At 66.5% G+C, this 12093-nt stretch carries 12 protein-coding genes; 11 read left to right on the top strand and 1 reads right to left on the bottom strand.

From position 1 onward, the window contains the following. Nucleotide 1: 1 nt before the first annotated feature. Nucleotides 2-439 carry a thioredoxin gene (trxA, locus tag QF031_RS12940; protein WP_307428651.1) on the top strand — a complete coding sequence of 146 codons (438 nt, stop codon included), beginning with the start codon at nt 2-4 and terminating at the stop codon, nt 437-439. 15 nt (nt 440-454) lie between these two features. On the opposite strand, the gene QF031_RS12935 is transcribed toward trxA, so the two are convergent. Beyond that, nucleotides 455-1612, bottom strand: a complete 1158-nt coding sequence (locus tag QF031_RS12935) for a pyridoxal phosphate-dependent aminotransferase (RefSeq protein WP_307428648.1) — start codon at nt 1610-1612, stop codon at nt 455-457. 129 nt (nt 1613-1741) lie between these two features. Here QF031_RS12935 and truB point away from each other — a divergent pair, with 129 nt between their 5' ends. From truB to QF031_RS12885, 10 genes are all read left to right on the top strand, one after another. Further along, nucleotides 1742-2677 carry a tRNA pseudouridine(55) synthase TruB gene (gene truB / locus QF031_RS12930; protein ID WP_307428646.1) on the top strand — a complete coding sequence of 312 codons (936 nt, stop codon included), beginning with the start codon at nt 1742-1744 and terminating at the stop codon, nt 2675-2677. Between the two features lie 2 nt (nt 2678-2679). Further along, nucleotides 2680-3033 carry a hypothetical protein gene (locus tag QF031_RS12925; protein WP_307428644.1) on the top strand — a complete coding sequence of 118 codons (354 nt, stop codon included), beginning with the start codon at nt 2680-2682 and terminating at the stop codon, nt 3031-3033. 19 nt (nt 3034-3052) lie between these two features. Beyond that, nucleotides 3053-3520 (top strand): hypothetical protein, encoded by a 468-nt coding sequence (locus QF031_RS12920; RefSeq protein WP_307428641.1) that lies wholly within the window; start codon nt 3053-3055, stop codon nt 3518-3520. A 100-nt stretch (nt 3521-3620) separates the two neighbouring features. Next, on the top strand, nt 3621-4604 hold the full coding sequence (locus tag QF031_RS12915; RefSeq protein WP_307428638.1) for a bifunctional riboflavin kinase/FAD synthetase: 984 nt from the start codon (nt 3621-3623) through the stop codon (nt 4602-4604). Nucleotides 4605-4648: 44 nt separating this feature from the next. Next, nucleotides 4649-5503, top strand: a complete 855-nt coding sequence (kynA, locus tag QF031_RS12910) for a tryptophan 2,3-dioxygenase (RefSeq protein ID WP_307428636.1) — start codon at nt 4649-4651, stop codon at nt 5501-5503. Further along, complete coding sequence (locus QF031_RS12905; protein ID WP_307428634.1) at nt 5500-6759, top strand: kynureninase; 1260 nt, start codon at nt 5500-5502, stop codon at nt 6757-6759. Before kynA ends, QF031_RS12905 begins: the two co-directional genes overlap by 4 nt. A 201-nt stretch (nt 6760-6960) precedes the next feature. Next, a complete protein-coding gene (rpsO, locus tag QF031_RS12900) occupies nt 6961-7230 on the top strand; it encodes a 30S ribosomal protein S15 (protein ID WP_214941143.1) in 270 nt (89 codons plus the stop codon). A gap of 246 nt (nt 7231-7476) precedes the next feature. Then, on the top strand, nt 7477-9747 hold the full coding sequence (locus QF031_RS12895; RefSeq protein ID WP_307428630.1) for a polyribonucleotide nucleotidyltransferase: 2271 nt from the start codon (nt 7477-7479) through the stop codon (nt 9745-9747). Nucleotides 9748-9859: 112 nt separating this feature from the next. Continuing rightward, nucleotides 9860-11203 (top strand): M16 family metallopeptidase, encoded by a 1344-nt coding sequence (locus tag QF031_RS12890; protein ID WP_307428627.1) that lies wholly within the window; start codon nt 9860-9862, stop codon nt 11201-11203. A 43-nt stretch (nt 11204-11246) separates the two neighbouring features. Beyond that, complete coding sequence (locus QF031_RS12885) at nt 11247-11786, top strand: DUF1579 family protein (protein WP_307428625.1); 540 nt, start codon at nt 11247-11249, stop codon at nt 11784-11786. Nucleotides 11787-12093 lie beyond the last annotated feature (307 nt).

Genomic DNA, 12093 nt, shown 5'->3' with positions numbered 1-12093 from the left:
GATGGAACCCACGCTGCTTAGCTGCCCCTCCTGCGGGAAGACCAACCGCGTGCCCGCGCAGGCGTCAGGGCACCCCCGCTGCGGCAACTGCAAGGCGGACCTGCCGTGGATCGTGGCCGCGGGTGACAGCGACTTCGCCGCGGTGGCGGAGCAATCCCCGGTGCCGGTGCTGGTCGATTTCTGGGCTGCCTGGTGCGGGCCCTGCCGCATGGTCAGCCCCGTGCTGGACAAGCTGGCGCGGGAACGCCCCGGCAAAATCAAGCTGGTGAAGGTGGATGTGGACAAGGCGCCAGGCCTGTCCCGGCGGTTCGACGTGCAGGCCATCCCCACGCTGATGGTGATGGTTGACGGGAAGGTCGCCGCCCGCCAGGCTGGAGCCGCCCCCGCGCAGGTCCTCCGGTCGTGGCTGGACCAGGCACTCGGGGGCGCCCGCAGCTGACGGCGCCCACCTGACCTACAGCCGGGTGGCCGGCAGCCGGGAGAGTCCCTCCAGCAGATCCTCCTTGCGGCCGCACAGCGCGATCCGGACCCAGCCCTCGCCGATGGAGCCGAAGGCAGTCCCCGGAGCCAGCGCCACGCCGGAGTCGGCAAGGAAGCGCCGGACCCATGCCCGTACGTCGCCGCCGGTTACGTGGGACATATCGGTCCACAGGTAGAAGGCACCCTGCGCCGGGAGGTAGCGGATCCCCTTCGCAGCCAGGACCGCCGAGGCCGCGTCCCGGTTCTCCCGGTAGTGCCGGTGTGCGTGCCGGACGTAGTCCTGGGGGCCGGTGAGCGCAGCGAGCGCAGCGTACTGCGGGGCGGACGCCACACAGGAGACGATCGACTCCATGACGTTGTCCATCTTCTGTTCAAGCCCCGGCGGGCAGATCAGCGCACCGATCCGGAGCCCAGTCAGCCCGTAGGTCTTGGAGAGTGTCAGCGAAGTGAACACGCGCGCATCAACCTCGGTGCCGCCGTCGAACCTTGCCGGGCTGACATGCGGCACGTCATAGGTGAACGCCTCGTAGCACTCGTCGGAGATAACCCAGAGGTCGTGCCGGCGGGCCAGCTCCACCAGCTCGCGCACCAGGTCCCGGTTGAGCACGGCACCCAGCGGGTTGGAGGGCGAGTTGAGCACCAGCACCCGGGTGCGGCTGGTGATCAGGGCCTCCACGTCCGCAACCCGGGGTTGGAAGCCGTGCTCCGGATGCAGCGGGTAGCCCACGGGGAGTGCATTGAGCAGCCGACTGGTCATGGCAAAGGTGGGGTAACCCGGATTGGGAATCAGGATTTCGTCGCCGGGGGAGAGCAGCAGGCTCATGGCGAAGTGCAGGCCCTGCTGCGCACCGGACACCACGTACACGCGGTCAGCGCCGACGTCCACGCCCTGCTCTTCCCGGAACCTGGCGGCGAACGCCTCGCGAAGGGCGGGAATCCCGGCGTTGGGCGTGTAGTTCGTCTCATCCCGGTCCAGGCAGGCGATGCCCGCGTCCAGGACATGACGGGGGAGCGGGAAGCCCGGCTCGCCGATACTCAGCACCACGGCGCCCGGCGTGCGCCAGGCTGCCTCGGTAATTTCCCGGATCTGGTTCACGGGCACGTCGCGGACATGGGCGGCAAGCTGGGGCATGCCAGCCATCCTAGCCGCCGTTGACCTTCCCTCCGCTTACGCCCGGTGAGGGGCCTGGCCAGCGTTCCTGCCGCCGTCGCTGGCCGCACCTGGACAGCGGCCCCAACCTGCGCCGATATACTGGGAGGCGTGCTTTCTGGACTGGTGATAGTGGACAAGCCGCAGGGATGGACCAGCCATGATGTGGTTGGCCGGATGCGGCGCCTCGCAGGGACCCGGAAAGTGGGGCACGCGGGAACACTCGATCCCATGGCCACTGGCGTGCTGGTGCTCGGCATTAACAAGGCCACCCGGCTGCTGACCTACATCGTGGGCACCTCCAAGACCTATACCGCCACCATCCGGCTGGGCCAGTCCACGGTGACCGATGATGCGGAAGGCGAGGTCACGGCCACCACCAGCGCCGCCGGCATCACCGACCAGGAGATTTACGACGGCGTCGCGGCGCTGACGGGCCAAATTCAGCAGGTGCCCAGCAGCGTCAGCGCGATCAAGGTGAACGGTGAACGCGCCTATGCCCGCGTGCGATCCGGCGAGGACGTCAAGCTCGCCGCACGCCCCGTTACCATCCACCGGTTCGATGTCCACGCGATCCGCAGGGACGCAGCGGAAGGCGCCGTGGACCTGGATGTCACCGTGGAATGCTCCTCCGGCACGTACATCCGCGCCCTGGCCCGGGACCTCGGCAACGCCCTGGGCGTGGGCGGGCACCTCACGTCGCTCCGGCGCACCCAGGTGGGCCCGTACTCCCTGGAGCAGGCGCGCACGCTGGAACAGCTCGCCGACGAGCTCGACATCCTGGACATGTCCCTGGCTGCCCGGGCCCTGATGCCCAACCGGGAGCTGACCGTCGAGGAAACTGCCGAAATCTCCTTCGGGCGGCGGATCGCCGCCGGTACGGCCCCCGGAACGCCCGGCGCCGCCACCGCCGAGCACCCAGCCGCGGGCTTCGCCCCCGACGGGAGCCTGGTGGCCCTGCTCGCGGACTCGGGCAGCTACGCCAAGCCCGTCCTCGTCTTCGCCCCGGGCAACGGGGCAGCGGCCACCACCCCTGCAGAGGCATAGGCGTGGACGCTTATTTCTGGATCATCCTCGTCGCCGGACTGGTGTCCACCGTGGTGTGCCTGGGCGCTGCCATCCTGAAGAAGGCCCCCAACGACATCACCATCCTTTCCGTGGTGGCCGTGGAAGTGGCGCTGCTGGTCTACCTGGTGGGGTCGATCGTCCGGGTCATTGCCGGGGAACCAATCGCCGGGGAGGCCTGGGAGTTCTGGGGGTACATGGGCACCGCCATGCTCCTGCCCCCCGCTGCCATCTACTGGTCCATCCTCGAGCGGACGCGGTGGAGCAACTTTGTCCTGGCCGCAGTGGGCGTCACCGTACTGGTGATGGCCGCGCGAATGAACCAGATCTGGTACTGAAGTGGAAGAAGCAGCAAGAATGAAAGAGCAGCATGCCCGCGCGGCGGCCGGCGATGCCCCTGTCCGCAATACCCGCAACACCGGACCCGGACGCCTGCTGATCGCGGTGTACGGGGTGTTCGCCATCTCGGCCACAGCCCGCGCCGGATACCAGATCCTCACCAAGTTCTCCGAGGCCCCGCTGGCCTACCTGCTCTCCGCCTTCGCCGCCTTGGTCTACATCCTGGCCACGGTGTCGCTGGCCAAGGCCGGAACAACCTGGTTCAAGGTCTCCGTTGCCGCTGTGCTGGTTGAGTTGGCCGGCGTCCTGGTAGTTGGGACGCTCAGCATCCTGGACTCCGTGCAGTTCCCGCATGAAACCGTCTGGTCCCAGTTTGGCCGCGGCTACGGCTTCATCCCGCTGCTGCTTCCCATCCTGGGACTGGTGTGGCTGTACCGCCGCCGCCCCTCCCAGGCCGCGGCAGCATCCGCCAAGGCTGCGGAATGATGGCAAAATCCGCGCAGCGGATCCGGGTAACCTTGAAGGGTTCCGCAGCCGGCAGTGCTGGCGGAACGTCGATGCTTGCACGCAGCTTAAGGCGAGGGTGATGGTCTACATCTGGAACGATCCGTCCGATGTCCCGGCGGACTTCGGCCCATCTGTTGTCACCTTCGGCAACTTCGACGGCGTTCACCGCGGCCACCAACAGGTGCTGTCACAGCTGATCCGTTCGGCCCGCCTCTCCCAGGCCAAGGCCGTGGCCATCACCTTCGACCCCCACCCGGCAGTAATCCACCGGCCCGAGGCAGCGCCGGAGCTCATCATGGGGCTCGATGACAAGCTGGAGGCGCTTGGGGAGCTGGGCCTGGACGCCATCCTGGTGGTCAAGTACTCCCTGGACCTTGCCAGCCTCACGGCCGAGGAATTCGTGGAGCAGTACCTGGTGGACTGCCTGCACGCCAGCCACGTCGTCATCGGCCACGACGCCCGCTTCGGCCGCGGCAACTCCGGCGACCTTGAGACCATGAAGGAGCTGGGCGAAAAGTTCGGCTTCGACGTCCAGGTCATCAGCGAGTTCGGGTCCGAGGGCTACCCCCTGCATGACGACGACGGCACGGACCGCCGCTGTTCCTCCACCTGGGTGCGCGAGGCGCTGCAGGAGGGTGACGTCGCCACGGCCGCGTCGGTGCTGGGCCGCCCGCACCGGATGCGCGGCGAAGTGGTCCACGGCGCCGCCAGGGGCAGGGCGCTCGGTTTCCCCACCGCAAACCTATCCTCGAATGCCACAGGGTTGATTCCCGCGGACGGCATTTACGCCGGCTGGCTGGTGGACCAGGCAGGCAAGCGCTGGCCAGCGGCCATTTCGGTGGGTTCCAACCCCACGTTCGACGGCGTCAGCCGCCAGGTGGAGGCGCATGTGATCGACAGGCCGGAGGAAGCCGTGGAGGACTTCGATCTGTACGACCAGACAGTCATCGTGGAATTCGTGCAGCGGCTCCGCGGCATGGTGGCCTACCGTGGCCCTGAGGCCCTGGTGGAACAGATGCGGCTGGATGTGGCCCAGGCCCACCGGATCCTTGCCGGCGACTAAGCGCATCAGCCACCGCCGGGGGTGACAACAACGAAAGGCATTGCGTGTCCGTCGAGAAGAACACCCGCAACCTGGATCAGGGGATTGTCCGCGACTTCAGCTCGCGGATGAGCTACGCCTCCTACCTGCAGCTTCCCACGCTGCTCAGCGCCCAGCAGCCGGTCAGCCAGCCCGAACACCACGACGAGCTGCTGTTCATCATCCAGCACCAGACCACTGAGCTGTGGCTGAAACTGGTCCTGCATGAACTGCGCAGCGCCGCGGACTGGCTGCGTGCGGACGATCTCGGCTCGGCGCTTAAGGGCATTGCCCGGGTCAAGCACATCCAAAAGACCCTCACCGAGCAGTGGTCCGTCCTGGCCACCCTCACACCCACCGAGTACTCGCAGTTCCGCGGCTTCCTGGGCAACTCCTCCGGTTTCCAGTCCGCCCAGTACCGGGCCGTGGAATTCGTCCTGGGCAACAAGAACAGCAAGATGCTGCCCATTTTCGAATCCGATCCGCAGGCCCACGCCATGCTGGCGGAGCTGCTGGCCGCCCCCAGCATCTACGACGAGTTCCTGGCCTACCTGTCCCGGCAAGGGTTTGACGTGCCGCGGTCCGTCCTGGACCGGGACGTGACGCAGGCCTATGAGTTCACCCCGGAACTGGTCCCGCTCTTCAAGCACATCTACGAAAACGCCGCGGACAACTGGGCCGCGTATGAGGCGTGCGAGGAACTGGTGGACCTGGAGGACAACTTCCAGCTCTGGCGGTTCCGGCACCTGCGCACCGTCCAGCGGACTATCGGCATGAAGACCGGCACCGGAGGATCCAGCGGGGTGACTTTCCTGCAGAAGGCCTTGGAGCTGACGTTTTTCCCGGAACTGTTCGCTGTCAGGACGGAGATTGGACAATGAGCATTCACAAGGAAAACAGCACCGATGTGGTTGCCGGGGAGCTCCGCAGGCGGGCCGAAGAGCTCGACCGCCAGGACGCGCTGGCCCGTTACCGGGAGCAGTTCATCGGCACTGACGCGCCCCTGTCCTACCTTGACGGAAACTCCTTGGGCCGGCCCCTGAAGCGGACCGCCGACGACGTTGCCGCGTTCATCCGCGACGAGTGGGGAGGGCGGCTCATCCGCGGCTGGGACGAACGATGGCTGGCCATGCCCCAGGCCATCGGCGACCAACTGGGACGCGCGGTCCTGGGCGCCGCTCCGGGGCAGACCATCATCGCCGATTCCACCACCGTGGTCCTCTACAAACTGATCCGGGCCGCCCTTGCCGCCGTGCAGGACCCCGACCGCAACGAGCTCGTGCTGGATACCGAGAACTTTCCCACGGACCGCTACCTGGTGGAAGGCATTGCCCTCGAGGAAGGCCTAATCCTGCGCTGGATCGAACCCGATCCCGCTGCCGGGGTGACCCTTGAGCAGGTGCGCCAGGCCACCGGGCCGCGTACCGCCGTCGTCCTCCTCAGCCAGATTGCCTACCGCTCTGGCCACCTCGCCGACCTGCCGGGAATCACCGCGGCCGTGCACGACGCCGGCGCCGTGGTGGTGTGGGACCTGTGCCATTCGGCCGGGTCGGTGGAGATCGACCTGGACGGCGCGGACGTGGACTTCGCTGCCGGCTGCACGTACAAGTACCTCAACGGCGGCCCGGGATCGCCGGCCTTCGCCTACGTCAACGCCCGCCACCTGCCGTCGCTGAACCAGCCGATCTGGGGCTGGATGGGGCGCAAGGACGCCTTTGAGATGGCCGCCGGTTATGAACCGGCCGACGGTATCCGCCGCTTCCTCAGCGGCACTCCCGCCATTTTCGGCATGATCGCCATGCAGGGCACCCTGGACCTCATCGAAGAAGCCGGCATGGCCGCCATCCGGGAGAAGTCCGTGGCCCTGACCGCCTTCGCCGTGGAGGTTTTTGACGCCTGGCTTGCCCCGCTGGGTGCTCAGCTGGCGTCGCCCCGGGAGCCGGGGGAGCGGGGCGGCCACATCACGGTGGACCATCCCAACTTCACCAAGGCCACGGTGGAGGCGCTCTGGGAAGGGGACGTTATTCCGGACTTCCGCTCGCCGCACGGCATCCGGGTGGGGCTGTCGCCCCTGACCACCAGCTTCGCCGAGGTGCTGGAGGGCATGGCCGCCGTCCGGGACAGGCTGCAAGGCTGAGCGCCCGCGGTGATCCTGCCGCGCGTGTTTCGACAAGGTTAGGCCCGGCCCGGTAAACTGGACGATGGATCCGGCTGCAGTCCGTGGCGGCTGGTTCCTGTTGTCAGCGGCCCTCTCCGGTTTTCCGGGTTGGGACGTACGCGGCAGACCCGGCAGTGAGTTTCTGATCCGGGCCCTCACGGCACATCCCAAGGAGTTATTGTGGCACTTGACGCCGCTGTAAAGCAGTCCATCATCAAGGAATATGCAACCGCCGAAGGCGACACCGGTTCACCCGAGGTCCAGGTTGCCGTCCTGACCCAGCGGATCAAGGATCTGACTGAGCACATGAAGGAGCACAAGCACGATTACCACACCCAGCGCGGTCTGCTGGGCATGGTCGGTCGCCGCAAGCGCATGCTTGGCTACCTGAAGAAGACTGACATCAACCGCTACCGCGCGCTCATCGAGCGCCTCGGCCTGCGCCGCTAGTCGGACTTTGGAGCGGCCCGGTTCCATCCGGGACCGGGCTGCGCCATTCACAACCTAAAAACTAAACAGGAGGATCAACCGCATCACGCATTCGCGGTCCTCGGTAGTGATCCCCGGGAACGGCTTCGTCGACAGAAGCCCGGCCCGTGGGTCTCGACTGACGACCGGGTGCAGGGCCAGTAGACAGATGCTGGCCTGGGTTGATGCGGCTGGACTTCCGCAAACCAGAAACGGAGGTGACTCTCTATGGAGGGTCCCGAAATCCAGTTCTCAGAGGCCGTCATTGACAATGGCCGCTTCGGCAAGCGGGTCATCCGCTTCGAAACCGGCCGCCTTGCCAAGCAGGCCGCCGGTGCAGCAATGGTGTACATCGACGATGACACCGCGCTGCTGTCCGCCACCACCGCCGGCAAGCACCCGCGTGAAGGCTTCGACTTCTTCCCCCTGACGGTCGACGTCGAAGAGCGCATGTACGCCGCCGGCCGCATCCCGGGCTCGTTCTTCCGCCGCGAAGGCCGCCCGTCCACCGAAGCCATCCTGGCCTGCCGCCTGATGGACCGCCCGCTGCGCCCCGCCTTCATCAAGGGCCTGCGCAACGAGGTCCAAATCGTGGTCACAGTCCTGGCCATCAACCCCGACGAGCTGTACGACGTGGTGGCCATCAACGCCTCCTCGATGTCCACCCAGCTGTCCGGCCTGCCGTTCTCCGGCCCCATCGGCGGCGTCCGCGTTGCCCTGGTGAACGACGAAAACGGATCCCAGTGGGTTGCGTTCCCCAAGCACTCGCAGCTGGAGAACTCCGTGTTCAACATGGTGGTTGCCGGCAGGTCTGTGTCGGGGGCCGACGGGGACGACGTCGCCATCATGATGGTCGAGGCCGAAGCCACGGACAACTCCTGGAACCTCATCAAGGAACAGGGCGCCACCGCCCCCACCGAAGAGGTCGTGGCCGAGGGCCTGGAGGCTGCCAAGCCCTTCATCAAGGCCCTGTGCGACGCCCAGGCCGATCTCGCCGCCCGCGCTGCCAAGCCCACGGTTGAGTTCCCCGTCTTCCTGGACTACGAGGACGACGCCTACGCCGCCGTCGAATCCGCTGCTGCCGACAAGCTCGCCGCGGTCTTCCAGATCGCCGACAAGCAGGAACGCGACAACGCCTCCGACGCGCTCAAGGACGAGGTCCTCGCCGGCCTCGCGGGCCAGTTCGAAGGCCGCGAGAAGGAACTTTCCGCCGCTTTCCGCTCCGTCACCAAGCACGTTGTGCGCCAGCGCATCCTCAAGGACCAGATCCGCATCGACGGCCGCGGCCTGACGGACATCCGCCAGCTCACTGCCGAGGTCGAGGTTCTTCCCCGCGTCCACGGCTCCGCCATCTTCGAGCGCGGCGAAACCCAGATCATGGGTGTTACCACGCTGAACATGCTCAAGATGGAACAGCAAATCGACTCGCTGTCGCCGGTCACGCGCAAGCGCTACATGCACAACTACAACTTCCCGCCGTACTCCACCGGTGAGACCGGCCGCGTGGGCTCGCCCAAGCGCCGCGAAATCGGCCACGGTGCCCTGGCAGAACGCGCCATCATGCCGGTGCTGCCGTCCCGCGAGGAATTCCCGTACGCCATCCGCCAGGTGTCTGAGGCTCTCAGCTCCAACGGTTCGACGTCGATGGGTTCCGTCTGCGCCTCCACCCTGTCCCTGCTGAACGCCGGTGTGCCCCTGAAGGCCGCCGTCGCCGGCATCGCCATGGGCCTGGTCTCCGACCAGGTGGACGGCCAGACCCGCTACGCGGCCCTAACCGACATCCTCGGCGCCGAAGATGCCTTCGGTGACATGGACTTCAAGGTGGCCGGTACCTCCGAGTTCGTCACGGCCATCCAGCTGGACACCAAGCTCGACGGCATTCCCGCCTCCGTGCTGGCAGCAGCACTGAAGCAGGCCCGCGAAGCACGCCTGCACATCCTCGAGGTCATCAACTCGGCCATCGACACCCCGGACGAGCTCTCCGAGTTCGCACCGCGGGTCATCGCCGTCAAGATCCCCGTGGACAAGATCGGCGAGGTCATTGGCCCCAAGGGCAAGATGATCAACCAGATCCAGGAAGACACCGGCGCCGACATCTCCATCGAGGACGACGGCACCGTCTACATTGGCGCTACCAACGGTCCGTCTGCCGATGCAGCACGCTCCGCCATCAACGCCATCGCCAACCCGCAGGTCCCGGAAATCGGTGAGCGCTACCTGGGTACGGTCGTCAAGACCACCACCTTCGGTGCCTTCGTATCGCTGACCCCGGGCAAGGACGGCCTCCTGCACATCTCCGAACTGCGCAAGATCGCAGGCGGCAAGCGCGTGGACAACGTTGATGACGTCGTCTCCGTCGGCCAGAAGATCCAGGTGGAGATCACCAAGATCGACGACCGCGGAAAGCTTTCGCTTTCCCCCGTGGTTGCTGAGGAAGAAGCTGCGGCCGATTCCGAGCGTGTCCACGCCACGGAGCCTGCTGAAGGCGCTGAGGTCTAACAGTCCGGGCTTCCCGGCATAAGCACGAAGCGGCGGGACCGGTGGATGATCCACCGGTCCCGCCGCTGTTACGATGGCACCCAGATCCGGCTGCCCCTCCTGAAAGGCATCAATGACTGTTGTACCCCTGCCGCTTGAGCAGAACCACGCCGGCGACACCCTGGTCCATGGCTCCGATGGCGGGTCCGAGGTCCGCCGTTCAGTGCTGCCTGGGGGAGTGCGGGTACTGACGGAGGCGATGCCGGGCCAGCGGTCAGCAACCATCGGGTTCTGGGTGGGCGTCGGGTCCCGCGACGAGGCACCCGGCCAGCACGGGTCCACCCACTTCCTTGAGCACCTGCTGTTCAAGGGCACCAAGCGGCGCACCGCCTTGGAGATCGCCTCAGCCTTTGACGAGGTGGGCGGGGAATCCAACGCGGCAACCGCCAAGGAAAGCACCTGCTACTTTGCCCGGGTCCTGGACTCCGACCTGCCCATGGCCATCGACGTGATTGCGGACATGATTACCGGCGCCGTGCTGGACCCTGACGAGATGGAGCAGGAACGGGACGTCATCCTGGAAGAAATCGCCATGGACAGCGACGACCCCACCGACGTTGCCCACGAGCACTTTGTCGCCGCGGTCCTTGGCAGCCACCCGCTCGGCCGTCCCATCGGCGGCACGCCGTCGGCGATCAGGGCCGTCGCCAGGGATTCGGTGTGGGAGCACTACCGCAGGTACTACAAGCCGGAGGAACTCGTCATCACTGCCGCGGGCGGCCTTGACCACGACGTCGTGTGCGGACTTGTGGTGGGTGCCCTCGAGGCTGCCGGCTGGTCGTTGCAGTCCAACGCCGCGCCTGTGCAGCGGCGTTCCACCGAACGTGCTCTCATCACTGGTACGGCGGGCCTGCACGTGGTCAAGCGCGCCGTGGAGCAGGCAAACATCATCATGGGATGCCCCACGATCGTCGCCACCGATGAACGCCGGTACGTCATGAGCGTCCTGAATGCAGTCCTGGGCGGCGGCATGTCCTCCAGGCTGTTCCAGGAAATCCGCGAGAAGCGTGGCCTGGTGTACTCCACCTATTCCTTTGCATCGTCCTACGCCGACGCCGGCTACTTCGGGATGTACGCCGGCTGCACGCCGTCCAAGGTGCGGCAGGTGGTGGACCTGCTGGGTGTGGAACTGGACAAGCTCGCTGAGCACGGAATTTCCGAGGATGAACTGCGGAAGGCCGTGGGGCAGCTTGGCGGCGGGATCGTCCTGGCGCTGGAGGACACCGGCTCCCGGATGTCACGGCTGGGCCGGGCCGAGCTGGTCTCCGGTGAATACCAGGACATCGACGAAACGCTGCGCCTGATCAAGGCCGTCACCGCCGAACAGGTCCAGGAACTGGCCGCCGAACTCGCTGCCGCGCCGCGGACCATCACCGTGGTGGGCCCCTTCGATGAGACGGAAAGCTTCGGGCTGTAAGTAACTGGCGGAGCCGCTCTGCAGAGTCCATCCTGAGTGGTAGGTGATCTTCAGCAGGGGGTGGCGTGACGTGGACGGGCAGGCGTTGGAGCACGTCCATCCAGCCTTGTCCGGTCTGCTGGGTCACTGGCGGGGCCGCACGCATGTCGCTGCAGGCCCCTGGGGGCCCGAACGCAGCGTCGATGCCGAGGTGACCTACAGCCAAGTGGCTGGGGGCCTTGGCGTGGTGCAGAGCTACCGCCACATCGAGCCCGACGGCAGCCATTTTGAGGGCCACGGCATCTTCACCGTCGATCCGGCGCGTAACGACGTGCTTTGGTACTATGTGGACAGTACCGGTGTGCCGCCGGGCACCGCTGCGCGCTGCACCTGGCGCAACGGCATCCTTCGCGTGGAACGCCACAGCGATGCCGGGTGGACACGTCACTCCCTTTTGCATGAAGACGGGGTGCTGACCCACATCACCGAGTTGCGTTCCATCGTGAAGGACGACGGCGGCGGGTCGGCAAATACGGAGTACGTCGCGGATGGTGGAAGTCCGGCCTACAGGCCGTTCATGCGCTCGGTCTTCCACCGGGTCTGAGTTGCTTCAACCGGCGCTGCGGCTCAGTAGGCAGCCTCGATGATGCGCGTCTTGGGCGCTTCGGCGAGGGCAGGGGCGTTGGGTTCTTGCCGCGTCCGGCCTGGACCACCAGACCCTCCGGAGGTCTGCGCTCGCAGAGCTCGGCAGGATGTTGCCCTTCGATGCCTTCGTGTGGCCGCTCTGCGACCCCCGCACCACGGTGGGAATGGCACCCCGGGCCAGGATCCCTTGCCCGGAGGAGTTGCCGACTCTCATCCGGCTCAGTATCTCTCCGGGCCCGCGCGCTGGACACAGTTGATGGATTCTT

Source organism: Pseudarthrobacter defluvii (assembly GCF_030816725.1).
In the GTDB taxonomy this organism is placed as follows: domain Bacteria; phylum Actinomycetota; class Actinomycetes; order Actinomycetales; family Micrococcaceae; genus Arthrobacter; species Arthrobacter defluvii_A.
Note: the sequence above shows the minus strand (reverse complement) of the source record. Positions and strands in the feature narration are given on the sequence as shown.